The 24354-nt window shown below is 72.8% G+C and carries 26 protein-coding genes and 2 pseudogenes; 13 read left to right on the forward strand and 15 right to left on the reverse strand.

Going from position 1 to position 24354, the window contains the following annotated elements:
- Nucleotides 1–26: 26 nt before the first annotated feature.
- Complete coding sequence (locus Prum_RS36730; protein WP_173081112.1) at nt 27–1610, reverse strand: CHAT domain-containing protein; 1584 nt, start codon at nt 1608–1610, stop codon at nt 27–29.
- A gap of 57 nt (nt 1611–1667) precedes the next feature.
- Complete coding sequence (locus Prum_RS36735; protein WP_173081114.1) at nt 1668–2903, reverse strand: clostripain-related cysteine peptidase; 1236 nt, start codon at nt 2901–2903, stop codon at nt 1668–1670.
- A gap of 100 nt (nt 2904–3003) precedes the next feature.
- Between Prum_RS36735 and Prum_RS36740 the strand changes: the two genes are divergently transcribed.
- From Prum_RS36740 to Prum_RS36750, 3 genes and pseudogenes are all read left to right on the forward strand, one after another.
- Nucleotides 3004–4506 (forward strand): hypothetical protein, encoded by a 1503-nt coding sequence (locus Prum_RS36740; RefSeq protein ID WP_173081116.1) that lies wholly within the window; start codon nt 3004–3006, stop codon nt 4504–4506.
- A 113-nt stretch (nt 4507–4619) separates the two neighbouring features.
- Nucleotides 4620–4937 (forward strand): annotated as a pseudogene (locus Prum_RS36745) (class I SAM-dependent methyltransferase); the annotation flags it as partial.
- A 388-nt stretch (nt 4938–5325) separates the two neighbouring features.
- A complete protein-coding gene (locus tag Prum_RS36750) occupies nt 5326–6150 on the forward strand; it encodes a YhjD/YihY/BrkB family envelope integrity protein (RefSeq protein WP_173081118.1) in 825 nt (274 codons plus the stop codon).
- Here Prum_RS36750 and Prum_RS36755 read toward each other — a convergent pair.
- The 4 genes from Prum_RS36755 to Prum_RS36770 all read right to left on the reverse strand — a co-directional run bounded on the left by Prum_RS36755 (nt 6147) and on the right by Prum_RS36770 (nt 9379).
- Entirely contained in the window at nt 6147–6749 is a 603-nt protein-coding gene (locus tag Prum_RS36755; protein WP_173081120.1) for an acyl-CoA-like ligand-binding transcription factor, read from the reverse strand. The genes Prum_RS36750 and Prum_RS36755 overlap by 4 nt on opposite strands.
- Entirely contained in the window at nt 6746–8281 is a 1536-nt protein-coding gene (locus Prum_RS36760) for a DHA2 family efflux MFS transporter permease subunit (protein ID WP_173081122.1), read from the reverse strand. Before Prum_RS36760 ends, Prum_RS36755 begins: the two co-directional genes overlap by 4 nt.
- Before the next feature lie 642 nt (nt 8282–8923).
- Nucleotides 8924–9148 carry a hypothetical protein gene (locus Prum_RS36765; protein ID WP_173081124.1) on the reverse strand — a complete coding sequence of 75 codons (225 nt, stop codon included), beginning with the start codon at nt 9146–9148 and terminating at the stop codon, nt 8924–8926.
- Nucleotides 9149–9166: 18 nt separating this feature from the next.
- Nucleotides 9167–9379, reverse strand: a complete 213-nt coding sequence (locus tag Prum_RS36770; protein ID WP_173081126.1) for a rhodanese-like domain-containing protein — start codon at nt 9377–9379, stop codon at nt 9167–9169.
- Nucleotides 9380–9459: 80 nt separating this feature from the next.
- Here Prum_RS36770 and Prum_RS36775 point away from each other — a divergent pair, with 80 nt between their 5' ends.
- Nucleotides 9460–10731, forward strand: coding sequence for a chloride channel protein (locus Prum_RS36775; protein ID WP_218577541.1), 1272 nt, complete (start codon nt 9460–9462; stop codon nt 10729–10731).
- Here Prum_RS36775 and Prum_RS36780 read toward each other — a convergent pair.
- Entirely contained in the window at nt 10700–11602 is a 903-nt protein-coding gene (locus Prum_RS36780; RefSeq protein ID WP_173081128.1) for an SMP-30/gluconolactonase/LRE family protein, read from the reverse strand. The two genes, Prum_RS36775 and Prum_RS36780, sit on opposite strands and share 32 nt — an antisense overlap.
- 40 nt (nt 11603–11642) lie before the next feature.
- Between Prum_RS36780 and Prum_RS36785 the strand changes: the two genes are divergently transcribed.
- The gene (locus tag Prum_RS36785) at nt 11643–11978 is read left to right on the forward strand and encodes a DUF952 domain-containing protein (protein ID WP_173081130.1); all 336 of its coding nucleotides are present in this window, start codon (nt 11643–11645) and stop codon (nt 11976–11978) included.
- 420 nt (nt 11979–12398) lie between these two features.
- Here Prum_RS36785 and Prum_RS36790 read toward each other — a convergent pair whose 3' ends face one another.
- Nucleotides 12399–13022 (reverse strand): hypothetical protein, encoded by a 624-nt coding sequence (locus Prum_RS36790; RefSeq protein WP_173081132.1) that lies wholly within the window; start codon nt 13020–13022, stop codon nt 12399–12401.
- 17 nt (nt 13023–13039) lie between these two features.
- On the opposite strand from Prum_RS36790, the gene Prum_RS36795 reads away from it, so the two are divergent.
- Together Prum_RS36795 and Prum_RS54080 are read left to right on the forward strand one after the other, a co-directional pair.
- On the forward strand, nt 13040–13192 hold the full coding sequence (locus Prum_RS36795; RefSeq protein WP_173081134.1) for a hypothetical protein: 153 nt from the start codon (nt 13040–13042) through the stop codon (nt 13190–13192).
- Between the two features lie 15 nt (nt 13193–13207).
- On the forward strand, nt 13208–13333 hold the full coding sequence (locus Prum_RS54080; RefSeq protein ID WP_281369082.1) for a hypothetical protein: 126 nt from the start codon (nt 13208–13210) through the stop codon (nt 13331–13333).
- A 10-nt stretch (nt 13334–13343) separates the two neighbouring features.
- Here the strand turns inward: Prum_RS54080 and Prum_RS36800 are convergent, their stop codons facing one another.
- Complete coding sequence (locus tag Prum_RS36800) at nt 13344–14147, reverse strand: DUF1206 domain-containing protein (RefSeq protein WP_173081136.1); 804 nt, start codon at nt 14145–14147, stop codon at nt 13344–13346.
- A 78-nt stretch (nt 14148–14225) separates the two neighbouring features.
- Here Prum_RS36800 and Prum_RS54665 point away from each other — a divergent pair, with 78 nt between their 5' ends.
- Entirely contained in the window at nt 14226–14732 is a 507-nt protein-coding gene (locus Prum_RS54665; RefSeq protein ID WP_308785403.1) for a hypothetical protein, read from the forward strand.
- Nucleotides 14648–15400 carry a metallophosphoesterase gene (locus Prum_RS54670; RefSeq protein ID WP_308785404.1) on the forward strand — a complete coding sequence of 251 codons (753 nt, stop codon included), beginning with the start codon at nt 14648–14650 and terminating at the stop codon, nt 15398–15400. Before Prum_RS54665 ends, Prum_RS54670 begins: the two co-directional genes overlap by 85 nt.
- Here Prum_RS54670 and Prum_RS36810 read toward each other — a convergent pair whose 3' ends face one another.
- Nucleotides 15401–16504, reverse strand: coding sequence for a sulfite oxidase (locus Prum_RS36810; protein WP_173081138.1), 1104 nt, complete (start codon nt 16502–16504; stop codon nt 15401–15403). It lies immediately after the preceding gene.
- A gap of 33 nt (nt 16505–16537) precedes the next feature.
- Here Prum_RS36810 and Prum_RS36815 point away from each other — a divergent pair, with 33 nt between their 5' ends.
- Nucleotides 16538–17296 (forward strand): S1 family peptidase, encoded by a 759-nt coding sequence (locus Prum_RS36815; RefSeq protein ID WP_246278337.1) that lies wholly within the window; start codon nt 16538–16540, stop codon nt 17294–17296.
- A 44-nt stretch (nt 17297–17340) separates the two neighbouring features.
- A complete protein-coding gene (locus tag Prum_RS36820; protein WP_173081140.1) occupies nt 17341–18306 on the forward strand; it encodes a zinc-binding dehydrogenase in 966 nt (321 codons plus the stop codon).
- Between the two features lie 161 nt (nt 18307–18467).
- Here Prum_RS36820 and Prum_RS36825 read toward each other — a convergent pair whose 3' ends face one another.
- Complete coding sequence (locus Prum_RS36825; RefSeq protein WP_173081142.1) at nt 18468–19364, reverse strand: ketopantoate reductase family protein; 897 nt, start codon at nt 19362–19364, stop codon at nt 18468–18470.
- Nucleotides 19365–19452: 88 nt separating this feature from the next.
- On the opposite strand from Prum_RS36825, the pseudogene Prum_RS36830 reads away from it, so the two are divergent.
- Nucleotides 19453–20219 (forward strand): annotated as a pseudogene (locus Prum_RS36830) (SAM-dependent methyltransferase).
- Nucleotides 20220–20677: 458 nt separating this feature from the next.
- Here Prum_RS36830 and Prum_RS36835 read toward each other — a convergent pair.
- Both Prum_RS36835 and Prum_RS36840 read right to left on the reverse strand, forming a co-directional pair.
- A complete protein-coding gene (locus tag Prum_RS36835; RefSeq protein ID WP_503826932.1) occupies nt 20678–21562 on the reverse strand; it encodes a Sco1979 family transcriptional regulator in 885 nt (294 codons plus the stop codon).
- A gap of 132 nt (nt 21563–21694) precedes the next feature.
- The gene (locus tag Prum_RS36840; RefSeq protein WP_173081144.1) at nt 21695–21895 is read right to left on the reverse strand and encodes a DUF397 domain-containing protein; all 201 of its coding nucleotides are present in this window, start codon (nt 21893–21895) and stop codon (nt 21695–21697) included.
- 81 nt (nt 21896–21976) lie between these two features.
- On the opposite strand from Prum_RS36840, the gene Prum_RS36845 reads away from it, so the two are divergent.
- On the forward strand, nt 21977–22702 hold the full coding sequence (locus tag Prum_RS36845; RefSeq protein WP_173081146.1) for a GGDEF domain-containing protein: 726 nt from the start codon (nt 21977–21979) through the stop codon (nt 22700–22702).
- Nucleotides 22703–22887: 185 nt separating this feature from the next.
- On the opposite strand, the gene Prum_RS36850 is transcribed toward Prum_RS36845, so the two are convergent.
- Both Prum_RS36850 and Prum_RS36855 read right to left on the reverse strand, forming a co-directional pair.
- Nucleotides 22888–23832, reverse strand: coding sequence for an acyltransferase domain-containing protein (locus Prum_RS36850; RefSeq protein ID WP_173081148.1), 945 nt, complete (start codon nt 23830–23832; stop codon nt 22888–22890).
- 40 nt (nt 23833–23872) lie between these two features.
- On the reverse strand, nt 23873–24346 hold the full coding sequence (locus Prum_RS36855; protein WP_173081150.1) for a Pycsar system effector family protein: 474 nt from the start codon (nt 24344–24346) through the stop codon (nt 23873–23875).
- Nucleotides 24347–24354 lie beyond the last annotated feature (8 nt).

A 24354-nucleotide genomic window follows, 5' to 3' on the forward strand; every position in this document is an offset into this window, starting at 1 on the left:
TCGCGATGGCCTTGCGCAGCGAGTAGCTACAGGAGGCGGAGCCAGGGGCTGCCGTAGAGGGCGTACCCGGCCCACGCGGGTTGGCCCGGGCCGTGCGAGGTGATCACCGCCTCGCGGGCCCGGGCCACCACCGCGCCGATCGACGCGCCCTCGCGCAGTCCGGTGTAGAAGGTGCCGGCGAACGTGCGGGCCGCCGCGTCGTCGACGTCCCACATGCTGCCCACGAACGCCCGTACGCCGGCCCGGAGCAGGCCGGTCACCAGGTCGATGGTCTGCGTCCCGCCGGCGAACGGGTTGGCCTCAGCCCGAGCGGGGGCAAAATCCTGGGTACGGGCGGACTGGCAGGCGTTGGCGAAGACGACCCGGGGCAGGTACCGCCGGGTGGACAGGTCCTCGGCGGTCAGCAGCTCGTCGGCCAGCGCGAAGCCGCCCCGGCCGTGCCCCGCGGCGTCGAACCGGGCGTGCCCCGCGTAGTGCAGGACGTCGTACCGGGTGGTGTCGAGCTCGCGCGACACGTCCGCGTACGAGACGCCGTGCACGAGGGAGGTCACGGCGACGTGGGGGAGGGCGCGGAGCCGCTCGGTGACCGCCTCGGCCTCCTGGCGGGCCGCCGGCAGGTCGCCGATCGGATCGCCGACCACCAGGACGTTCAGCGTCTCGCCGGTCGGGGCGGGCGGCGCCGGCCGGCCCGGCGAGTTGATCTCCAGTTGGCGGCTCAGCAGGTGGGTACGGCTCAGGAAGCCGCCGTCCAGGAAGGCGATCTCCCACGGCAGGTCGACGGTCCACCGGTCCAGCCGCACGATGACGTACCCGCCGGCGCGCTCCTTCAGCTGCTCCGCGAGGCCCGGCAGGTTGAGCTCGGGCGCGCGCAGGAACGTCTCGGCGAGCTGGTGGCCGATGCTCGCCAGGGCCTCGGCGCGCTGGCTGGCCTCGCCCGCGTGCAGCACCTCGTCGCGCAGCGTGCGGAACACCCGGGTCGCCTCGTCCGCGGGGTACGGGCACTCGCCGGCCACGTCGAAGCTGCCGTGGCCGATGACGGTGACCTTCAGGCCGGAACCGGCCCGGGTGATCCCGATCCGCAGGTGCCAGGGCACGACGTCGCCGTCAACGGGTGCGGCCGGCGACTGCGACGGCGCCGGGCGTACCGCCAGCCCGCCCACGGGCAGGCCCCGGCGGATCGCGGGCACCTTGTCCGGGTCCCGCTCCACGATGGTCAGCTCCCGGAGGCAGTCCGCGCCCGGCACGGTGGCCAGCGCCTCGCGTACCCCGGTCAGGAACAGGCGGGTGGCGGTTTCCGCGTCCACTGTGGTCGTACCCGCCCCGTGCACCACCGTCGCCACGTCCTTGATGCCGAGGGCGGCGACCGCCTCCACCAGCGCGGCGCCCAGCTCGGGCAGCCGGTCGGGGGCGAACTTCTCCGGCTCGCCCAGCCCCAGCACCAGGATCGCCTCGGCGGCCAGCAGCGCGCTGACCGCGGGCAGGAACGTGGTGGCGCCGAACCGGCCGTCCATCTCGCCGCGGGCGGCGCGGCGCGAGATGGCGCCGCCGAGGCAGCGGTCGACCGCGCCCTCCGCCCCGCTCGGCGTCAACCCGTTGAAGTGGTTGACCACCAGCAGGGTCGCGTGGACGTCGAGAATGTCGCCCTGGACGACCGAGACCTCGATGGCCTACCCCTCCCGGACCGCCCGCTGGTAGTCGCGCAGCAGGTCGTCCCAGCCCAGCTCCTTGGCGAAGGCCAGGTCGTCGTAGTACCGGTTGAGCTCGTCCAGCGGCGACGGCAGGTAGAGCGAGATGCCGCCGCAACCCTCCACGGTCGGCCCGAGGTGGCCCTCCGCGACGACGTACCCGCCGGGCTTGTGCGCGGCGATGACCGCCTGGCACGCGTCCTGGAGCTCGTCGCCGACCTCCATCGCGGCGAGGTGCTCGCACAGGGTCTTCAGGTCGACCAGGTCGAACTGGAAGCGGGTGGCCCGCGCGTGCGCCCGCTGCAGCATCGGCCAGGCGGTGGCCAGCTCGGCGGTCACCGCCCGCTGGAACGCGCCGAGGGCGTCGGTGAACGCGCCGATCTGGGCCGTGTCGACGGCGCACTGGGTGACCGGCCACTGGCCCTGCATGTCCCGATAGGAGTCGACGTACGTGCGCACCACGGTCTCGGCGAGCGCCCGGCCGTCCATCTCGGGATTGTCCGCCAGCGCGCGCAGGATCGCGTCGTACCGCCAGCCGTCGCCGGGCTCCAGCTCCTCGGAGCCGACCACGTGCCGGGTCAGGTCGCGGAGCTGGTACGCGACCTCCAGCGTGCTCATCAGGCAGGCGTCCATGCCGAAGAGGTCCAGCGGGCGCCCGATCAGCCCGGTGGCCGTGCGCAGGATGCGCTCCACCTCGATGGTGTCCAGGGAGTGCCCGCTGGTGTCGTCGTTGCAGATCGCCCGGTCGCGGGCCGTGGGCAGCGCCAGGATCCGCTTGATCGACGGGGTGAAGACGGCCCGCCCGACCCGGCCCTTGGTCAGGAAGTTGATCTCGCCGCGGGTGACGCCGGTGTCCTGCTCCTCGTCGCGGATCTCCTGGTAGAGCTGCTCGATGTCGTCGGGCACCCAGCCGCCGCCGTGGTTCCACAGGACCAGCGCGTACCGCCGGGCGGGCGCGTGCTCGAGGCACCAGCGCACGAAATCCGTGACGGTGTTGGGGTCGCCGGAGTCGATCGTGCCGAGATCCTCGCGGACCTCGTCGTCGCCGTTGCTCACCTCGATGTACTGCGCCGTGCCGGTGCGCTGCTTCACGAACGTCAGCACGCGTACCCGCTCGGAGGAACCGACGGCCCGCAGCTCTTCGAGGTCGACGCCGGCGGCGCCGGACAGGCTGTTGTTCGCGGCCATGTAGACCATGAACGTCCACGCTGCTTCCATGGTCGAAGGCTAGTCTCGGCCGGCCTTTGTGGACTCGATATTGCACATTCTTGACAGCACATCCGCCGGAACGTGACTGACGACCGTCAAGGTCAGACCAATGACGGGGACTCGGCTGGGCGAGGCGTCACTGGCGTGGCTCTGCCATCCGGTGACGGTGGTCGCGACGTTCATCCTGCTGATCAACGACCACGTGCTGAAGGCCGCCGCGCCCGGCCTGGTGACCGGAAAGCTCAGCGACGTGGCCGGCCTGGTGGCGGCGCCCGCGCTGGTCGCGTTCGTCGCCGGCCTGGTCGCGCCGCGGCTGCCCGGGCACGCCGGCGCGCTGGGCGCGCTCGGGCTCACCGGCCTGGCGTTCGCGGCGGTCAAGGCCACCTCGGCCGGCGCTGCCGCCGCCTCTGCCACCTGGTCTCTGGTACGCGCCGGCTCGGTGATCCGAGCCGATCGCACTGACCTGCTGACCCTGCCCGCGCTGGCGCTGGCCTGGTGGGCGTACCACCTGAGCCGCCGGGAGCCGGCGCCCGAGCGGCTGGTCCGGGCGGTCCGGCTCGCCGTCGTGCTGCCGCTCGTCACGCTCGCCGTGGCGGCCACCAGCGCCGCGGCGTATCCGACGGCGAATCGGGTGATGGTGCGCGACGGCGTCCTGCTCGCCGCCGGTGGCGAGACCTTCCAGGTCGGCGGGCGGTACGTCCACGTCATCGCGACCACCGACGGGCGCACCTGGCGGGTCGCCACCGAGGCCGAGCAGCAGGCGCTAAATATGTCCACGCCGTCCACCATGGCCTGCGCGGGGACGGAGTGCTTCCGGATCGTCGAGGGCGCCATGCGCGTGGAGCAGTCGGTGGACGGCGGTGCCACCTGGGCCACCGCGTGGAGCCTGTCCGAGGGGCGGCGCCGGTTCCTCGCTCGGGCGTACCCGGAGCCGGCCACCGGCCCGTTCGTGTCGGTGGCGGTCGCGGCGCTGCCGCGGCCCGGCGGGTCGGTCGTCGCGGTGGCCAACGGCCGGGACGGGCTGCTGGTCCGGGACGGCTCCGGGCAGTGGCGCCGGGTTGGCTTTCCGGTACCGGTGGAAGCCCCCGCCGGGTACCGGGCCAGCCCGGTGCCCGCGTTGACCGAGCGCGGGGCCCGCCTGGCGTCGGAGTACCTGGTCGCGATGCTGACGATCGCCGTGGCGGTCGGCTTCGGCCTGCTCGGCGGCGGCCGGCCGGGCCGTTGGTTGCTGGCCATCCCGGTCGGCCTCACCGTGGGCCTGGCTATGGTGCTGTTCGCTGGCGCCAGCGTGTTCCTGGGCATGCCGGCCCTGGGCATCGTGGTCGTCAACGCGCTGCTGATCGTCGCCGGCGTCGCGGCGTACGCGCTGGGCGGCGGGGCACACGTCGCGCGGGCCGCGGTGGTGCTGCTGCTCGGCGCCGGGACGGTGATGGTGGCGATGCAGCCCATGATCGGCTGGTCGGCCGGCTCCCCCGACGACCACACGACGGCCGCGCGGCTGGCCGTGCTGCTGGGCGGGATCGGCATGGTCGCCACGATCGCGGTCGGCCAACTCACCCGGCTCGCCTGGCCCAGACCGCGGTCCGACCTCGTTGCTACGCTCCGCGAGTGAGCCAACCCGACCAGACCGCCGACGACATCCTCACCACCTGGTACGAGAACTACTACTCGACCACGGCGGCGACGGCGGACGGTTCCCTCTTCGAGCGCTATCTGCACGCGTCGATGGAGGCGCCGTACGGCAGCGGCGTGCGCTTCTCCCGGGTGCTCGAGGTCGGCGGCAACCGGGGCGAGCACATCCGGTACGTGCGGCACCAGTACGACGAGTACTGGCTCACCGACCTGCGCCGGCCCCGCCCCGACGAGGCGCTCGCGGCCGACCCGCGGCTGCGCGTGGAGGCGTGCGACGTGGAGGCGTTGCCGTACCCCGACCGGCATTTCGACCGGGTGATCGCGACCTGCCTGCTGCACCACCTGGGCAGCCCGTTCGCGGCGCTGCGCGAGATGCGGCGGGTCACCGCGCCCGGCGGCCTGGTCACGATCCTGCTGCCGACCGACCCCGGCATGGCGTACCGGGTGGGCAAGGCGATCACGTCCGGCCGCGCCGCCCGCCGCCAGGGCATCGCCGACCTCTACCGCATCGTCACCGCCCTGGACCACCGCAACCACTTCCCCTCCCTGCTCGCGCAGGCGAGGCATGTCTTCGGCGCCGACACCGTGACCGTGTCCTGGCGCCCCTTCCGCCTCCCCTGTGGCACGCAAACGCCTTCGCCGTCCTCACCGCCTCTCCCCGCCTCCCCGGCCTCCCCGGCCCTCCCCGTTGATCAGGGAACGGCTCGGGCGTGTTGCGGCGCGCCAGGGGAGCGGGTCCCTGATCAACGCGATCTAGCGGGGGCCGTCTCGCCCGTTTTGTGGCGTAACGTCGTACGGCATGTCGCGGCTGACGGCCCACCCGGCGGGAAGGCTCGCGTTGGCCGTGCTGGCGCGGCTGCGGGCCACGCTGGTGGTGGAGAGCTCGCTGGTCCTGGCCGCACAGGCGTTCCTCGCCCTCTTCCCGCTGGTCATCCTGGTGTATGCGGTGGCGCCGCCCCGGGTGGCCGAAGGCTTGCTGGACTCGATGCGGGACCGGTTCGGCCTGGGCGGCGGTTCTGCGAGCGCGGTACGGCAGTTGCTGGTGGACCGGGACGCGCTGCGCGGCAGCCTGTCGGTGGTCGGCGTCCTGCTGGTCCTGGGCTCGGCGACGGCGTTCACCCGGGCCTTGCAGCGGGTGTACGAGCGGGCCTGGGACCTGCCGAAGCTCGGCCTGCGCGGGTGGTGGCGCGGCGTGGCGTGGCTCGCCGGCATGATCGGCTACCTCACGGTGCTGGCGTTCGCCGTCCAGCTCAGCCGCAGTCTGCGCGTGGGCGGCCTGGTCGGCGCGCTCATGGGGCTCATGCTGTGGTGGTGGACGCCGTACCTGCTGCTCGGCGGCCGGGTGCGCTGGCGGGCCCTGGCCTGCGGCGCGGCGGCGAGTGCGCTCGGGCAGTTGGCCGTCAGCCTGGTCGCCGCGGCGGTCATCCCGCGCACGATCCGTGGCAACGAGGCGCGGTACGGGCCGATCGGGGTGGTCTTCGCGGTCGAGTCATGGCTGGTGGTGGTGTGCGGGGCGCTGGTCGTCAGCGCGGCCGTCGGTGCCGCCCTCGCCCGCGCCGACGGGGTGGTGGGCCGGTGGAGCCGCGGCACCCGGGAGCCCGACGGCTGGCGGCGCACGCCCTAGGATCCGCCGAGCGGCAGGCCGTCTTCGAGGAGCCCCAGGGCCTGGTCGACGAGGTCCATGTCGCTCAGCTCGTACTCCCCGCCCACCGCGTGCATGGTCGCGCCGATCGACGCCCCGATCACGGCCCCGGCCAGCACCCGGGCGTTGAAGTCGTCGATCGGGAGCCCTTCCCGTTCGGTCAGCGCCACCGCCAGCAGCTCGATCGTCTTGACGTACTGCTGCATCGCGCGGGCCTGTAGCTCCGGCACGGTCTGGATCAGCCGCTGCCGCTGCTGCTCCCGCTCCCAGTCGGCGGCGTCGATCGCCTCGAAGACCCGCCGGATCGCGCCGCGGATCGCCCGGACCGGGGGTACGTCCGGCGGCTGCTCCTGCAGCGCCTGGAGCATGCGCGGGTCGTAGTCGTCGAGCAGGACCACGTCCTCCTTGGTCGGGAAGTACCGGAAGAACGTGCTCTGCGACACCTCGGCCGCCGCGGCGATCTGGTCGACGGTGGTCGCCGCGTACCCCTGCTCCTGGAAGAGCCGCAGCGCGTGCCGCTGGATGGCGGCACGCGTCTTGGCTTTCTTGCGTTCCCGCAGGCCGGCCTGCATCGAGGTCATACCCTCGATTCTGCCGGCAGCACGGGGTCCGGGATGGGCTGGGGCGGCTGCGCGGAGCGCGAGCGCCCGGGGAGGTAGAGCAGCGCGAGGACCGCGCCGGCGGCGGCCAGCGCGGCGGACACCAGCAGCGCGGCGGCCATTCCGCTGGTGAACGCCGCCCGCACCGACTCGGCCACGGCCGGCGCGCCGAGCCGGTCGGCGATCGCGATCCCGGACGACGCGCTGCCGCGCACGCCTTCGGCGGCCGGCTCGGGCAGGCCGGCGACGTCGACCTGGCCGCGGTAGACGGCGTTGAGCACGGTGCCGAGGATGGCCACGCCGATCGCGCTGCCCACCTGGCGCAGGGCCTGGATGAGGCCGGAACCGACGCCGCTGCGCTCCGCCGTGAGGGCGCCGAGCGCGGCGTTCATGGCCGGTGGCAGCGAGAAGCCCAGGCCCAGGCCGGTCACCGAGACCCACGCGGCGACGTACCCGTATCCGGTGTCCGCACCGGTCAGAGCGCCGGCGGCGAGAGCGCCGCCGGTCAGCGCCAGCCCGGTCGCCACCACGGCCTTCGCGCCGATCCGGGGTACGAGCCGGCCGGCGACCCGCGCACCGACGGCGAGCCCGCCGATGACCGGCAGCAGGCGCAACCCGGTGCCGAACGCGTCCGCGCCGTTGACCGCCTGGAAGTACTGCGGCAGCGCGAACAGCAACCCGAACATCGCGAAGTTGCCGACCGTGGCGAGGATCGATCCCCAGGTGAACCCGCGGGACCGGAAGAGGCTCAGGTCGACCAGCGGCTGGCGGGCACGCCGCTGCCACGCCACGAACGCCGCGAGCACCACGGCGCCGGCCGCGATCGTCGCCAGCGACCGGACGTCGTCCCAGCCACGCTCGCCGGCCTCGATGACCCCGTACGTCAGGGTGACCAGGCCGACCGCGGACAGCAGCACCCCGGCCAGGTCGAAGCGGCGCCGCTCGTCGCCGCGCGACTCGGGTACGAGCAGGGCCACGGCGACGAGCCCGGCCACCACCAGCGGCAGGTTGATCAGGAAGACCGAGCCCCACCAGAAGTTGTCGAGCAGCCACCCGCCGACCAGCGGCCCGAGCGGGACGCCCAGGGCGTTCGCGGTCACCCAGACGGTGAGCGCGCGACCGCGTTCCTGCTCGTCGAAGAGCACGGTCAGCACGGCCGAGGACAGCGGCATGAGGACCGCCGCGCCGAGCCCGAGGACCGCGCGGGCGGCGATCAGGCCGCCGGTGGAGGTCGCGTACGCGCAGGCCGCCGACGCCACACCGAAGAGCGCCAGCGCGCCGAGCAGCATGCGCTTGCGCCCGAACCGGTCGCCGAGCATGCCCGCCGGCAGCAGCGCCGCGGCCATGACCAGCAGGTACGCGTTCGTGAACCACTGCAGGTCGCCGGTGGAGGCGTCCAGGTCCCGGGCCAGGGTCGGCAGCGCCACGCTCAGCACCGTGCCGTCCAGCCCGATCGCGAGGGTGGCGAGCGACAGCGCACCGAGCGCCCACCACCGAGATTTGACGGCTACCATGAAACGACAGTAACCCCCAAAAGCGGGTAACCGTCACCCCTCGTGACCCACCTCACACCCGCCCCCTCGCCCGCCCCACGCACGGCGGGCCCCGCGCGGCGGCCCTCCGCGCGGCGGCCCGGCCGTGACGCGCGCCGATCAAGGACTGTGCCGTCGATCAAGGGCGAATGGTCGTGCTTTGATCTCCGATCCGCGGCCGTATGCCCTTGATCGACGCGCAAGTCCTTGATCGGCGGCGCCGAGCGGGACGGCGGCGGCCCGTGGGCCCTGGCGCGGCGGTGGTCGTCGACCGCGTGGCGGTCGGCGTGCGTCGATCAAGGGCTTGTTCGTCGATCAAGGGCGAATGGTCGTGCTTTGATCTCCGATCCGCGGCCGTATGCCCTTGATCGACGCGCATGTCCTTGATCGGCGGCGCCGTGCGGGCGGCGGCGGCCCGTGGGCCCTGGCGCGGCGGTGGTCGTCGACCGCGTGGCGGTCGGCGTGCGTCGATCAAGGGCTTGTTCGTCGATCAAGGGCGAATGGTCGTGCTTTGATCTCCGATCCACGGCCGTATGCCCTTGATCGACGCGCATGTCCTTGATCGGCGGCGCCGTGCGGGCGGCGGCGGCAGCGCGGGCGGCGGGGACGCGGGCGGTGGCGGGGTTACATGTTCATGACTGTGGGGCAGGCGACTAGGCGGGGGTCGATGGCGGCGACCTGGTGGAGGGTGGCGCTCAGCAGGGCGAGCGGGTCGCCGGTGAGCGCGGCGCCGGCGGTCGCCAGGGTGGCGAGGCCGCCGGTCGCCAGGCTCGCCGCGACGCCGGCGAGGCACAGCGCGAGCCCGTAGAGCGCGACGTTCAGGGGCGTGGTCGAGAGTCGAGGAAGCATGCGGGCATCGTAGGTTGCCTATTCCAGCGGCAGTCTGGCGTTCACCCAGTCCGCGATGCCGGCCCGGTGGACGCGGACGTCGGTGTAGCCGAGCGCCTCCAGGCGCGCGGCCAGCCCTTCGCCGCGGCCGCAGAAGGCGTTGGTCGAGTCCGTGACGATGGCCGCGTTGAGCGCGCGGGGCAGGTGCCGCTGCCCGTACGGGAGGGCCGGCAGGGCGTCGACCACGGTCACGGCGCCGTCCGCCGCGAAGCCGCACCCGTCGTACGCAGATCCGCGTACCCGGGGCGCCCGCCGGACGTACGATGTGGGCGTTGACCAGGGATGATGCGAACGCCATGCTCCGCAGTCCGCAGTACCTGCGGCTGCTCGTGCTCGCGGCGGTCATCGGCGTCCCGATCTCGGCGGCCGCCTACGGTTTCCTGGCCCTCGTGTCGTATCTCCAGAAGTGGATTTACTTCGACGGGGCGCCGTGGTGGTGGCCGATCCCGCTGCTCGGCTGCGCCGGCCTGCTGGTCGGCCTGGTCGTCCGCTACCTGCCCGGGCGGGGCGGCCACTCGCCCGCCGACGGGTTCGCGCCCGGCGGGCTGCCCGTCCTGAACGCGCTGCCCGGCGTCGCCCTCGCCGCCCTGATCTCTCTGCCGCTCGGTGCGGTGCTGGGCCCGGAGGCGCCGCTGATCGCGATCGGCGGCGGGTTGGGCCTGCTCGCCGTGCGCCTCGCGAAGCGCGACACGCCGGATCGGGCGGCGGCGGTGGTCGCCTCCGCGGGGAGCTTCGCCGCCATCAGCGCGCTGCTCGGCTCGCCGTTGCTCGGGGCGTTCCTGCTGATGGAGGCGTCCGGACTGGGTGGGGCGACGCTCATCCTGGTGCTGATGCCGGGCCTGCTGGCCGCCGGCGTCGGCGCGTTGATCTTCATCGGGCTGGACGCCTGGACCGGCCTTGGCACGTTCGCGCTGGCGCTGCCCGGCCTGCCGGAGTACGACCGGCCGGACGTGACCGAGTTCGGCTGGGCCATCGTGTTCGGCCTGCTGGGCGCCCTGGCGGGCACGGCGGTCCGGCGGCTCGCGCTGCTGTCGCGGCCGCACGTCGAGCGCCGGCTCCTGCTGCTGACGCCGGCCGCCGGGCTCGTCGTGGCCGGTCTGGCCATCGGGTACGCCGAGAGCACCGGCCATCCCGTCAGCGACGTGCTCTTCTCCGGGCAGGAGGCGCTCCCCGACCTGGTGACCACCGGCACCGGCTACTCGGTCGGCGCGTTGCTGGCGCTGCTGGCCGCCAAGGGCCTCGGGTACGCCGTGTCGCTCAGCGCGTTCCGTGGCGGGCCGGTCTTTCCGTCGCTGTACCTCGGCGCTGCCGGCGGCATCCTCCTGTCCCACCTGCCCGGACTGGAACTGGTGCCGGCCGTGGCCATGGGCATCGGCGCGATGAGCGCCGCGATGCTCCGGCTGCCGCTGACCGCGGTGCTGCTGGCGACGCTGCTGATGGCGGAGGACGGCCTCGCCGCGATGCCGGTGGTGATCGTGGCCGTCGTGGTGTCGTACGTGTTCACCGCCCGGCTCACGCCGGGTAGCGACCCCCAGTCACGTTGACGCGCAGGGTGTAGAGCGAGCTCGTCGCGGTGATGTACAGGTCGTTGCGCTTCGGTCCGCCGAACGTGAGGTTGGCGACGATCTCCGGGACGTGCAGCTTGCCGATCAGCGTGCCGTCCGGGTCGAAGCAGTGCAGGCCGTCGTGCGCGGCGGCCCAGATCCGGCCGGCGTCGTCGAGCCGGATCCCGTCGAACGACCCCGCGTCGCACGTCGCGAAGACCGCCCCGCCGGACAGCGCGCCGTCCTGCGTGACGTCGAACAGCCGGATGTGCTTGTTCCGGGTGTCGACGATGTAGAGCTGCCGCTCGTCCAGGGAGAACGCCAGCCCGTTCGGCCGGACGAAGTCGTCGGCGACGATGCTGACCTCGCCGGTGTCCGGCGCGATCCGGTACACGTGGCAGGCCCCGATCTCGCTCGGCGACTTGTGCCCCTCGTAGTCGCTGTCGATCCCGTAGCTCGGGTCGGTGAACCAGATCGAGCCGTCGGCGCGTTCCACCACGTCGTTCGGGCTGTTGAGGCGCTTGCCGTCGTACCGGTCGGCCAGCACCGTGATCGAGCCGTCGGGCTCGGTGCGGGTGACCCGCCGGTTGCCGTGCTCGCAGCTGACCAGGCGGCCCTGCCGATCCACGGTGTGCCCGTTGGTGTACCCGGCCGGCGACCGGAACACGCCGACCGCGCCGGTGGTCTCGTCGTAGCGCAGCATGCGGTCGTTCGGGATGTCGCTGAAGACCAGGTAGCGGCCGGCCGGGAAGTACGCCGGGCCCTCCGCCCAGCGGCAGCCGGTATGCAGGCGCTGGATCAGGTCGTCGCCGTTGATCGGACGGAACCGCTCGTCCAGCACCTCGAACACGGCTTTGACGACGTCCGCCACGGCAACCTCCTAGAGAGTGTTCACATGGCATCGTAGGCCCGTGCTGATCTACAAGATCTTGTTGCCTGCGGAGTGGGACCAGTTCGAGGCCACAGGCCAGTTCGATGGCTCGCCCTTCGACCACACCAGCGGGTTCATCCACTGCTCGTCCCGCGATCAGGTGGGCAGCACCGCGCTGCGCGTGTTCGCCGGGGAGCCGGAGCTGGTGGTCGTGTCCCTCGACGCCGAGACGTTCGGTGACGCGGTGCGCTGGGAGCCCGCCTCCAACGGCGAGCCCTTCCCGCACATCTACACCCCCGTACCCCGAAGCGCGGTGGTCGCCATCCACCGCGTCGCCGGCGCCGCCCACGTCGACGCCGCCCTCCCACGCGACTAGAGACGTCTTGCGGTGAGGGTGAGGAAAATCAAAGATGTTGAGCTGCCGCGACGCCCGTCGCGGTCCGGGCCGTTGCTCCCGCGGCCTCGCCCTCCGGGGTCCACAACCCACAGCTCCGGCCCGCAGGGCCGGCAACCTCGGCCGGCAGGGCCAGAGGTGGAGTGCGAAGTGCTCCGGGACCGCACCCCACGTCGTACGCCGCCGCGAATCCACCGGCGCCGCCCGCCATCTCTGCGCCCCTATGCGCGGCCCCGCGCCGTAGGGCCCGCCCCGCCGGCCCGAGCGCCCCACGGCGCAGCCACACCGCGTCGATCAAGGCTTTCAGCGTCGATCAAGGGCATACGGCCGTGGATTGGAGATCAAACCACGGCCATATGCCCTTGATCGACGAGAAAGGGGCGGGGCTAGAAAGGGGCGGGGCTAGGGAGTGGGGATGTCTACGGCTAGTTCGGTGGTTAGGCGGTAGCCGCCGGTCAGGGGGAGGTCGTCGCCGCTCCAGAAGCGGCCGGGGTCGTACCAGTTGGGGTTGCGCCCGGCGGGCAGCAGGCCCATCGCCTCGTACGTGACGGCCACGACCTCGGCGCAGTAGGCGCTCTCCAGGCCCGCTTCGTGCGGGCGGACCGGCACCCGGCCGCGCAGCCAGCGCCAGGCGAGTTGGGCGCTTGACGGGAACGGGGTGCCGTCCAGGCGGGCGATCGTCCGCAGGACCGCGTTTTCCTGGTCGTGGCCGGGTGGCGGCTCGAGTTGGCGCAGCCAGGCCCGCTGGCCGTACCGCCGGGCCCAGACGAGCACCGCCGCGCGCAGGTCGTGCAGTTGGACCCCGCGCTGGTGGGTGCCGGACCACAGGTCGGGCAGGGACTTGCCGAGCTCGGCGTGCCACATCATGGGCGGCATGTCCTCGATGACGACCGCCATGCCGACGTGGTTGACCGGGCTGTTCGTCGTGAACTGGATGGCGCGGTCGGGACCGGACCGGCCGCGAAAGAGCCACAGGTCCCCGGTGCGGGACAGGTCGACGGCTTGGTCGAGGCCGAGGGTTGACACGCCACTACCCTAAGTGGATGCGTTGGTGGAAGGTTGCCGGACTGGCCGCGTTCGTCGGTGTCGCCGCGACCGGGGTGGTGATCGCGCGCGCCGAGCGCCGGCGGCGGGCGTACACCCCGGAGGAGATCCGCACGAAGCTGCGCGAGCGGGCCGCCGAGACAGCGCCGTAGGCCAAGGGAGGATCCATGCGCATCCGTCGAGTGATCGTGGTCATCGCGGCCGTCGCGATGGGGCTGTCGCCGCTGGCGCTGGCGGCCGGACCCGCCGCCGTCGCCAGCATCGCCGCGAACGTGATCCGCCCGCCGCAGTGAGGCGCCGCGGTCAGACCTTGCGGTAACGGGCCTGGATCACGCAGAACGCGGCGAACGCGCCGATCCCCAGCGCCATGAGGATCAGCAGGAGCGTGCCGTACGTCTGCTGCCGCAGCGTGTCCAAAGTGGAGTCGAGGCCGCGCGCCTTGCTCGGGTCGTACGTCGCGGCGGCCACCACGAAGAGCACGCCGGCGATGCCGTACGCGATGCCCTTGCTGGTGTATCCGGCGACGCCGAGCCGGCGGGAGAGCGTGCGCGCGGCGGCGCTCATCTGGTGGATGCGCAGGTGCTTCTCGAACCGCTTGACCAGGCCGTACCAGACGAGGCCGGCGCCGAGGACGGCGAGCGCGATCCCGCCCAGCCCGACGAGCCAGCGGCCGCCCTCGGATCCCATCAGGTCGGCGCTGAGGGACTGCTGCTTGTCCGCGCTGTCGGAGTTCGCCCCCTTGAGTACCTTGTATCCGGTCCAGGCGAAGTAGCCGTACACCGCGACGCGGCCGGCGGAGGCGAGCCGCTCGAACGTGCGTTCCCCACCGCTGTCCTCGCGATGCCCGATGGCTGCCTCCAACGCCTGCCAGACCGCCATGGCGAGCAGGCCCACTACGACCGCGCCGACCAGGACGCTGCCGAGCGGCTGCTGGGCCAGGGTGCGCAGGGCGCCGGACTGGTCGCCCTCGTCCGCGGGTTGGCCCAGTGCGAGCTGCAGGATCAGCCAGGCGAAAAGCAGGTGCACGAGCCCGTAGCCGAGGAAGCCGAAGCGGGCGAGCGCCTCCAGGGTGGTGCTGTTGGCGGCGCGCGCCGCGGTCACGGTCATGGATGGTGATTGACCTGCGGGCGCCGTTCCCAAACGTCATCGTGGTCGATGTCCGGGTTGACGTGTCATAGTGCGACCATGTCCGCTGGCGAGATGGTGCAGGAGGCGCCCGCGCGGCGTTCGCTGCGACCGGTGCTCTTTGTCCTCACCCTGACCGCCGTCCTGGCGCTGCTGTTCGGCGTGCCGTGGTGGACGCTGATCTCGGCGGCGCAGTGGCCGGCCGGCGTCGCCGCCGCCGGCACGGTCGTGTTCGCCGGGGCGCTCGTGGCGTTCCCGGTGCTGATGTTTCAGGGCCACGGCCGGGGACGGGACTGGGCGGCCCGCACCGGCGACACGATCCTCGGCGTGATCTGGGTCGTGTTCGTGTGGGCGCTGGCCGGCAACGTCCTGCGGCTCGCGCTGGCCGCCGGGGGCGTCGCGGACCCGGCCCGCTCCCGCATCGTCGCCGCCGCGGTCGCGGCCGTCTCGTTGGTCCTGCTCATTTGGGGTACGCCGAGGCGATGCGCGTGCCGCGCGTCGCCCGCGTGGACGTCACGATCCCGCGGCTGGGCGCCGGCCTGGACGGGGTACGCGTCGTGCTGCTGACCGACACGCACTACGGGCCGATCGACCGGGCGCGCTGGTCGTCGGCGGTGGTCGACGTGGTCAACGGGCTGGACGCCGACATCGTGTGCCACACCGGCGACATCGCGGACGGCACGGTGGCCGCTCGGCGGGCGCAGTCCGCCCCGCTCGGCGACGTCCGCGCCCGGTACGCCCGCACGTACGTGACCGGCAACCACGAGTACTTCGGCGAGGCCGAGGGCTGGCTCGCCCGGATGAGCGAGCTCGGCTGGGAGGCGCTGCACAACCGGCACATCGTGGTGGAGCGCGGCGGTTCCCGGCTGGTCGTCGCGGGTGTCGACGACCGGACGGCCAAGTCGTCGGGGCGCCCCGGCCACGGCGCCGACCACGCCACCGCGCTCGCCGGCGCCGACCCGGACCTGCCCGTACTCCTGCTGGCGCACCAGCCGAAGCAGATCGGGGCGGCCGTGGACGCGGGCGTCGACCTGCAGATCTCCGGGCACACGCACGGCGGGCAGATCTGGCCGTTCCACTACCTGGTGCGCCTCGACCAGCCGGTGGTGCGCGGGCTGACCCGGCACGGCGCGCGGACCCAGCTCTACACCAGCCGCGGCACCGGCTTCTGGGGGCCGCCGCTGCGGATCTTCGCGCCGAGCGAGATCACCCTGCTGACGCTGCGGTCCGCCTGACTAACCCGCCAGCACCGCGACGTCCACGCGCTGGACCAGGTTGTTGGCGAAGCCGCCGCGGTTCCACTGCGGCCGCACCGGCTGGGTACGGCCGGACGCGTCGGTGGCCCGCGCGCTGACCGTGTACCGGCCCGGCTCCGTGGTCCACGGGTACTCCCAGCGCCGCCAGGCCCACTCGTCGTCGCTCCGCACGACGGTCGCGTCCGCCCACGTGTCGCCGCCGTCGGTGGTGACCTCCACCCGGGTGATCGGGGCGTGCCCGGACCAGGCCCGGCCGTCCAGCACGCACGGGCCGGGGCGCAGCACCCGGGCGCGGGACATGAAGTCCGGGAAGCCGGGCGGGCGGACCAGCGCCCGCGGCTCGATCCGGGTCACCGGTACGCCCGGCTCGCCAGCCTCCTGCCGCAGCCGGTAGGCGACCGCGTTCTGGTAGCCCTCGAACGCCCGGTCGAGCACCGTGATCCCGCGCAGCCACTTCACGTGGGCCATGCCGTACCAGCCGGGCACGATGAGGCGCAGCGGCGCGCCGTGCTGGGGGAGCAGGGGAGCGCCGTTCATCTCGTACGCCAGCAGGGGCTCCTCGCGCAGCGCCTCGGCGACCGGGAGGCCGCGCTGGTAGTCCTGCTCGACGCCGCGTTCGATCCCGTGGTCGGCGCCGGTGAAGAGCACGTCGACCGCGCCGTCGCCGACGCCCGCCTCGCGCAGCAGCGGCGCGAGCGGGGTGCCGGTCCACTCGGCGTTGCCGACGGCCTCCAGCACCCAGGGCTGGCTCACCGGACGCGGTTCGAGCAGCGTGCGGCCGTTTCCGGCGCACTCGAGCGTGACCCGCCGGGTGACCCGCGGGCGGGCGCGCAGCGCGGCGAGGTCCAGATGCAGTGGGGTGTCCACGTGCCCGTCGACGGTGAGCGTGTGGCTCGCCGCGTCCAGGTCCGGGATGTCGTAGTGGATGAGCAGGTAGTGCAGCCCGGCCGGGGTGACGTCGTACCGTAGCGCCTCCAGCGGCATGCCGTGGTTGCGCGCGGCGAGGCGAAGCTCCTCGGCGGTGATGCCCTCGCCGGCCTCGGCGACCCGTGCCGGCCCGCTCAGATCATCGACCGTGGTCATGCCTCCCACTCTAGATTCCGGTATCGTGCCGGGGTGCGTTTCCGCCGCCTCGCCGCCCCCGTGGTGGCCGCCGTGCTCCTCGCCATCGGCAGCGCCGTCCCGGCCAACGCGATCGCCAACGGTCAGGAAGTGCCGATCGGCCGGTACCGGTTCTCCGTCAAGCTGACGATGACCGGGATCCCGACGCCGGACGGCGGCCGGCGCAACAGCGCCTGCTCCGGCGCGCTGATCGCCCCGCAGTGGGTGATCACCGCGGGTCACTGCTTCCGCGACGCGAACGGCAACCGGGTGGAGCGGCCGGTCGCCGACCTCACCACGGCCACCGTCGGCCGCACCGACCTCAACGGCACCGGCGGGTACGTCGCGACCGTCATCGCCGTACGGCAGTCGCCCACCAACGACGTCGCGCTCGCGAAGATCGACCGGGTGATCACCGACATCGCGCCGATCCGCCTCACCACCGCGGTGCCGCGCGTCGCCGAGGTGGTCCGGGTGACCGGGTACGGCTCGACCACCAGCGCCAACCCCGCACCGGTGACCCGGCTGCGGATGGGGCAGATGAAGGTCGCGGCGGTGACCACCACCACGGTCGGGATGACCGGTTGGCGGCCGGCGGCGGACACGACCCCCTGCCCGTACGACTCCGGCGGTCCGTACTTCCGCGAGCGGTACAAGGGCTGGGCCGAGCTGGTGGCGGTGGTCAGCACCGGGCCGAGCTGCCCGCACACGCAGGTGGAGACCGCCGCCCGGATCGACAACATCCTGCCCTGGATCCGCGGCGCCATGGCGTAGCTCACCCTTGACCTCAACAGCGGTTGAGGTCTGACGGTGGATCCATGCGTTTCATCGAGATAGCGGAGTTCGGCGGGCCCGAGGTGCTGGTCGTCCGGGAGGCGTCCGCGCCGGTGCCCGGCACCGGCGAGGTCCTGGTCGAGGTCGCGGCGGCCGACGTGTTGTGGGTCGAGACACGGATCCGGCAGGGCAACGGCGCGCCGTACTTCCCCGTCCAGCCGCCGTACCGGCCGGGCGTCGGGGTCGCCGGCACGGTGTCCGCCGCCGGCGACGGCGTCGACCCGGCCTGGCTCGGCCGCCGCGTCATCAGCCGGACGGGGGAGCACGGCGGCTACACCGACCGCGCGCTGGTGCCTGCCGCCGGGCTGATCCCGGTGCCGGACGGAGTGGACCTGCGCGACGCGGCCGCGCTGCTGCACGACGGCGTCACGGCGCTCACCCTCGCCGACATCGTCCGGATCGAGCCGGGCGACCGGGTGCTCGTCACCGCCGCCGGCGGCGGCCTCGGCGTACTCCTGGTGCAGCTGGCCCACGCCGCGGGCGCGCGGGTCGTCGCGGCCGGGCGCGGCGCGGCGAAGCTCGAACGCGTCCGCCAGCAGGGCGCGGACGCCGTCGTGGACTACTCCACCCCGGACTGGATCGACCGGGTACGCGCCGCGGTCGGCGGCCTCGACGTGGTCTTCGACGGCGCCGGCGGCGCGTACGGCCGGGCCGCGCTGGACCTGGTCGCGCCCGGTGGGCGGTTCTCCGCGCACGGCACCCCGAGCGGCGAGTTCGCCGCCGTCGACCCGGACGACGCGAAGACCAGGGGCATCATCGCGACCGGCATCGCGGAGGTCCAGCTCAGCCCAGAGCAATTCCAGGGGTACGCCGCGCGAGCGCTCGCCGAAGCCGCGGCGGGACGGCTCCGGCCGCTCATCGGACAGACGTACCCGCTGGAAAGGGCGCCCGAGGCGCACGCCGCTATCGAGACGCGCGCCGCCGTGGGAAAGACGCTGCTGGTGGTCTAGGGCGTGTCTGGTGGATCTTGTGGGTGCGAGGCGAGGTCCAGGCGGCGTCCGGTGGTGCCGGGCGGAAGGTCGCATACCGGTGTTGTATGTGGCCTTCCGACCGGTGCCGCTGGTCGCCGTCTGGGCCCGCCGCAGCCCCACAAAGATCCGCCAGACACGCCCTAGGGCCTGGTGCGGAGGTCTTCGACAAGTCGGGCGGTGACCGGTGCGGGCACCCCGTACCGGTCCGCCGCGCGCAGCACCGCGCCGCCGATCGCGTCCAGCTCGGTCGGGCGGTGCGCCTCGGCGTCGCGGAGCATGGACGACTTCATGCCGGCGGGGACCCGTTCGAACATGTCGAGGATCTTCGCCGGGTCCACTTGGGCGCCGGCCGCGCCCGCGACCGCGGTGACCTCGCCGATCACCGCCTCCAGGTCGTCCCGCCGATGCTCGCGTACCTCCCCGACCGGGCCGGCGGCGTGCGTGGTGAGCAGCGCCAGCGGTGCGAGGAAGGCGAGCTTGTCCCACAGCAGCGCGGTCTCGTCGTCACGGACCGTCACCTCGAAGCCGGCCTGCCGCAGCCGGGCGGCCAGCGCGTCGACCCGCTCGGGCGGCGCGGTGTGGCTCGCCAACTCCATCCAGGAGAACGGGCTGGTGTGCTCGATCCGGCCGGCCGCGGTACGGGTCGACTCCACCCGGATCGCGCCCGCGACCACCTGCCCGGCCGGATAGCGCCCGCGCAGCACCTCCATGTGGTCGACGCCGTTGAGCAGCGGCAACACCAGGCCGTCGCCCACCGCCTGCGCCGGCAGCGACTCCAGCGCCGCGTCCAGCTGCGTGGCCTTGACCGCCACCAGGCACGCGTCGACCGGCCCGGCGAGCCGGGGTACGGCCGGCGCCGGCACATGGAAGTCGCCGAACTGCGCGCTGTGCACGCTCAACCCGCGCTCGTTCAGTGCCGCCGCGGTGTCCGGCCGGGCCACATACTGAACCGCGTGCCCGGCCCGCGCCAGCACCGCGCCGAGCAATCCGCCGACGCCACCCGGGCCCACCACCGCAAAGTTCCACAGCTCCGTCACGCGTCTCAGCCTATGGGCGGGGGCTGGTAAGCTCGCCCGAAATCGAATCGGGAGGTCGCGGGTGTCTGCTGTGGATCTAAAGTCGGATGTGCCCCACTCGGCGCGGATTTACGACTATCTCCTCGGCGGCAAGGACAACTTCCAGGCCGATCGCGAGGCCGCGGCCGGCATCGCCAAGGGCTCGCCCAACCTGCCCACGTCGATGCGCGCCAACCGCAACTACATGGCCCGGGTGGCCCACTACCTGGCCGCCGAGTGCGGCTTCCGGCAGTTCCTCGACGTCGGCACCGGGCTGCCCACCGCCCCAACCTGCACGAGGTCGTCCAGGGGGTCGCCCCCGAGTCGCGGGTGGTCTACGTCGACAACGACCCGATCGTGCTGGTGCACGCCCGCGCCCTGCTGACGAGCTCGCCGGAGGGCAGGTCCGCGTACATCGACGCCGACTTCCACGACCCGGCGGCCATCCTCAACGCCCCCGAGTTCGAGATCCTCGACCTGAGCCAGCCGATCGCGCTGTGCCTGCTCGCGATCGTCCACTTCATCCCCGACGACTCGGTGGTGCAGGGCGTCATCGACCGGCTCATGAAGCCGCTGGCACCCGGCAGCGCGCTGGCACTGTCCACGGCGACCGCCGACAGCGCGCCGGAAGAAGTGGCCCGCGCCGCGGCCGGCTACCACGCGCAGGGCATCCCGATGAAGCCGCGCACCAGGGCCGAGGTGGAGCAGTTCTTCACCGGCATGGAGCTGGTCGACCCGGGCGTCACCCTGGTCAACCACTGGCACGCCGACGATGCCGCCTCCGCCGTACCGGACGCCCACGTCTTCATGCACGGCGGCGTAGCCATCAAGCCCTAACCACCCCCTCCCGTGCCCCACCGCGTCCGCGGCCCCTGTGCGCGCCGCGCCCGCGCCCGCGCGCGCGTCGATCAAGGCTTTGCGCGTCGATCAAGGGCAAACGGCCGTGCTTTGATCTCCAAACCACGGCCGTATGCCCTTGATCGGCGGACTTTCCCTTGATCGGCGCGGCTGTGCGGGGGCGGTACGCGGCGGCGTGGCGCCCGGGGGCTTGTTACCCGCGAGTAGGGACCCCTCCTGGGCGACCGGAGCGCCCAGCAGGGGACCCCTCTTGCGGCTCAACCCCTCACCCACCTTGCCGATCAAGGAAAAGCCCGTCGATCAAGGGCATACGGTCGTGGTTTGGAGATCCAAGCACGGCCATTTGCCCTTGATCGACGCACGAGCCCTTGATCGACGCGCCAAGACGCGGCGGTGCGCCAAGGAGCGGCGACGGGCCAAGGACGGGTGGTGCGGTGTTAGGCGTCGAGGTCGCGCAGGATGCGGGTGAGTATGTCGACGGTGCGGTCGGGGGTGTCCGCCTCGACGCAGAGGGTGTCCATCGCGACGGTGTACTCCTCGACGTCCTCGCGCCGGTCGAGGTAGAGGGCGCTGGTGAGGTGTTCGATGTAGACGACGTCGGGCAGGTCGCGCTCCGGGAAGCGCAGGATGCTGAACGAGCCGCCCGCGCCCGCGTGCCCACCCGCGGCGAACGGCACGATCTGGAGCCGTACGTGGCGCATCTTGGTGGCGTCGATGAGCGCCTCGATCTGGCCGCGCATCACCTCGGGCCCGCCGATCGGGCGGCGCAGCGCGCTCTCGTCCAGCACGGCCCACAGCTGCGGTGGCTCCGCCCGCGTCAGGACTTGCTGGCGCCGCATCCGCAGGTCGACCCGGCGCCCGATCTCCTCCTGCGGCGCCCGGGCGTGGCCCAGCATTACGACGGCGCGGGCGTAGTCGCGGGTCTGCAACAGCCCGGGGATGAATTGGACCTCGTACGACCGGATCAGCGCCGCGGCCGCCTCCAGTCCCAGGTACGACTGGAACCAGCTGGGCAGCACGTCGCCGTACCGGTGCCACCAGCCGGGGGTGTTGGCGTCCTGGGCGAGGGCGAGCAGGCGCTGGCGCTCCTCCGTGTCGTCGACGCCGTACAGGGTGAGCAGGTCGGCGACGTCGCGCTCCTTGAAGCCGACGCGCCCCAGCTCCATCCGGCTGATCTTTGACTCGGACGCCCGGATCTCCCATCCGGCGTCCTCCCGGCTGACCCCCTGAGCCTCGCGCAGCCTGCGCAGATGTGCGCCGAGCAGCATGCGCTGCACCGTCGGGCCGGCGGCGCTACCGCCCTCCCAGCCAGCCGCCGTCACCGTTGTCGACCTCCCGCAAGCCCGACACAGCTGCCGCCACAGCCATGGTCCTCATGTGCCAAGCAAGCATGCCATGACGGTACGACGACGCGAGTCAGCCATTGACCCGAGTCGCGGAGCGGCGGTGTGGGGCTAGTGGATCAGGTCGTCGAAGTCGCCGTCGCGCGCGCCGGCGATGAACGCTGCGACCTCGTCCAACGTGTACACGAGCACCGGACCACCGGGATCTCTGGAGTTGCGCACGGCGATCCCGCCCTCGGGCAACCGCGCCAGTTCGACGCAGTTTCCGCTCGGGTTGCTGCGGCGACTCTTCTGCCAGTGGAGAGCATGCATTTGATAACTCCCACTCCGCTAGTTCTTCTGCACGTGCATCCGCACTTGCTTCTGCGTGTGACAGCCGTGATGATAACGTATATGGACTGGCCGGCGCCGGTGGTATTTGCGCTCTTTGTCGCGTCTGTCCTCGTCGCTGGCGTAGCTCTGGGGACGAGCAGACACTGGCGATGCCGCGCGCGGCTGGCCGAGGCCGTGGCCGCCGATTTGATGCAGGCACTGCGCGCGGAGCGTGACGTGGCCAGCCGCGACCCGCTCACCGCGCTGCTCAACCGGCGCGAGTTCTACCGGCGCGGCGCCGAGCTGATGGCCGACCCGCAGGGCCAGCACCTCGTCATGGTCGTGGTCGACATCGACCACTTCAAGCAGGTCAACGACCGGTACGGCCACGCCACCGGGGACGAGGTGCTGGTGAACACCGCCCGCCGCCTCGCCGGGTACGCCGGCCGCAACCCGGTCGCCCGCTTCGGTGGCGACGAGTTCGTCGGGCTCCTCGCCACCGAAGCGGGCGGCACCGTCGACGATCAGTGGCTGCGCGAGACCGAGGAGCGGCTCGCCGCGACGCTCGCCACGCCGATCCCGGTCCGGGACGGCACCGTCCTGGTCACCGTGTCGGTCGGGCTGGCGCCGGTACGCGGCGGCGCGGATCTCGCGGACGTGCTGCGCCGCGCCGACGCCGCCATGTACCGCGCGAAGGGCCACCGCAAGCGGACGACCCAGCCCCGGCGCCACTCCTCGCCCGGCCGGCTGGCGCCGCACCAGAAGCTGGCGTGGCACCAGGGCGGGCAAACCCCGGCGCTCCCGTAGGTAGCCGACACTCAACCAGCCGGCTGAGGCTATGGCCCTGCCGACCGTGGTTGCCGGCCAAGCGGGCCGGGACGGGTTGTGGACCGCGGAGGGTGAGGCCGCGGGAGCAACGGCCTGGACCGCGACGGGCGTCGCGGCAGCTCAACATCTTTTCGATTTTCCCCGCCTTTCACAGCGAGGCGTCTCTAGATCGGGAAGTGGCCGCGGCGCCACTGCCAGTGGCGGCCGGCCGTCAGGTGGTCGACGATCGCGCGCTGCAGCACGGTGTGGCGCGGCAGCTGGTCCAGCGGCGTGGTCAGGGTGCGGAACACGAACCGCAGCACCTCGACGTCGGCGTCGATCCCTTCCGGCTCCTCGTAGGGCTCCAGCTCGAACCTGCGCTGGAACCGGACGATGTTGGAGTCCTCGGGCAGGTACTCCAGCAGTTGCGGGTCGAGCAGCCACGAGCCGCAGGAGAACTCCGTGTAGCTCTCGTCGGGGAAGTGGCGCGGGAAGAACGCGCGGGCCCCGTCGAGCGAGGCCGCGACCGCCTCCGGGGTCATCGGCCCCGACTCGGTGATGTGCAGACCGATGGCGGTGTCGCCGCGCTGGTGCTGCAGCCGGCCCAGCTCGTAGACGGCGCCGCGCGCGTGCAGCGTCAGCCAGCTTTGCATGACCGGCCAGCCCTCGCGGCGCATCCGCCGGTCGATCGCGAGGTTGCGGCCCAGGTCCGCGAGGGTCGCCCAGGACACGGCATCGGCGATGCCGTGCTCGCGGTGGTACCCCGTGACGACGTCGACCAGGGCCAGGTACGCGTACACGTAGAGATGCCGCCAGGCGGGGCCCCGTTCGCGTGGCAGCTCCGGACCGGGCGGCAGCCAGTCGTGGCCCCCGAGATCGGCGCGTACCAGGGCGATCGAGCGGTCGAGCAGCCAGCGCAGCTCCGGAGTCCACAGTGGGGAGTCGGGGTCGGGCCAGCCCGCCATGATCTCGGCGGCGTCGTCCGGCCGCACCGCGAGCCGGTCGAGGATCGCGGGCGCGTCGGCCTTGGCGGGCAGCGGAGCCGACGGGCGGTCGCCGGCGAGCTGGTACACACGGTCGACGTCCTCGACGGGTACCCCGAGCCGGGCGGCGGTGTCGTCCAGATCCACGCGGACGACCCTACCGGCCCGTCCCGCCGGCCGGATCCAGCTAACCGCGGATCGCGTACAAGGCAAGTGAGACAACGGCGATGACGACGGACAGCTGAATCAGGGCGACGGCCACCCGGATGAGCCGGTACTTGAAGGCGGCGAGCCGGGCGGCGGCCAGGATCATGGTGGCCTGTCGCCGGTCTTCCACGAGCGTCGGCATGTCCGCGAGGAATCTGTCGGCGTCTGTTTTGAGGCTGGCGTAGTAGCGGAAGTAGCGATGCGGCCCGATCACCCGGGGCGTCTTGGGGCGCAGCGCCGCCAGCAACAGCAACATGGCGGAGAAGGCGCACACCAGCGCCGCCACGAGGAGCCACCGCGGCCAGCCCTGGTCGGGGGCGGTGGTGACGGTCGCCAACCCCACCGCGGCCAGCAGACCGACGGCGGTGAGCAGGTGCCCGGCCTTCTGGTCGGCGGTCCGCACCTCTTCCCGGGCAAACTTGAACTCCTCGTACAAGTCAAATTCCCCAGCCATGGCGCCAG

The organism is Phytohabitans rumicis, from assembly GCF_011764445.1.
Classification (GTDB): Bacteria; Actinomycetota; Actinomycetes; order Mycobacteriales; family Micromonosporaceae; genus Phytohabitans; species Phytohabitans rumicis.

Bases quoted from the DNA above. Each gene is read 5' to 3' on its own strand.
- Prum_RS36750 (WP_173081118.1), top strand. From the start codon at position 5,326: ATGTCGCGGCTGACGGCCCACCCGGCGGGAAGGCTCGCGTTGGCCGTG.
- Prum_RS54670 (WP_308785404.1), top strand. From the start codon at position 14,648: ATGCGCGTGCCGCGCGTCGCCCGCGTGGACGTCACGATCCCGCGGCTG.
- Prum_RS54665 (WP_308785403.1), top strand. From the start codon at position 14,226: ATGTCCGCTGGCGAGATGGTGCAGGAGGCGCCCGCGCGGCGTTCGCTG.
- Prum_RS36855 (WP_173081150.1), bottom strand. From the start codon at position 24,346: ATGGCTGGGGAATTTGACTTGTACGAGGAGTTCAAGTTTGCCCGGGAA.
- Prum_RS54080 (WP_281369082.1), top strand. From the start codon at position 13,208: ATGCGCATCCGTCGAGTGATCGTGGTCATCGCGGCCGTCGCGATGGGG.
- Prum_RS36810 (WP_173081138.1), bottom strand. From the start codon at position 16,504: ATGACCACGGTCGATGATCTGAGCGGGCCGGCACGGGTCGCCGAGGCC.
- Prum_RS36740 (WP_173081116.1), top strand. From the start codon at position 3,004: ATGACGGGGACTCGGCTGGGCGAGGCGTCACTGGCGTGGCTCTGCCAT.
- Prum_RS36760 (WP_173081122.1), bottom strand. From the start codon at position 8,281: ATGGTAGCCGTCAAATCTCGGTGGTGGGCGCTCGGTGCGCTGTCGCTC.
- Prum_RS36840 (WP_173081144.1), bottom strand. From the start codon at position 21,895: ATGCATGCTCTCCACTGGCAGAAGAGTCGCCGCAGCAACCCGAGCGGA.
- Prum_RS36765 (WP_173081124.1), bottom strand. From the start codon at position 9,148: ATGCTTCCTCGACTCTCGACCACGCCCCTGAACGTCGCGCTCTACGGG.
- Prum_RS36845 (WP_173081146.1), top strand. From the start codon at position 21,977: ATGGACTGGCCGGCGCCGGTGGTATTTGCGCTCTTTGTCGCGTCTGTC.
- Prum_RS36755 (WP_173081120.1), bottom strand. From the start codon at position 6,749: ATGACCTCGATGCAGGCCGGCCTGCGGGAACGCAAGAAAGCCAAGACG.
- Prum_RS36820 (WP_173081140.1), top strand. From the start codon at position 17,341: ATGCGTTTCATCGAGATAGCGGAGTTCGGCGGGCCCGAGGTGCTGGTC.
- Prum_RS36735 (WP_173081114.1), bottom strand. From the start codon at position 2,903: ATGGAAGCAGCGTGGACGTTCATGGTCTACATGGCCGCGAACAACAGC.
- Prum_RS36800 (WP_173081136.1), bottom strand. From the start codon at position 14,147: ATGACCGTGACCGCGGCGCGCGCCGCCAACAGCACCACCCTGGAGGCG.
- Prum_RS36795 (WP_173081134.1), top strand. From the start codon at position 13,040: ATGCGTTGGTGGAAGGTTGCCGGACTGGCCGCGTTCGTCGGTGTCGCC.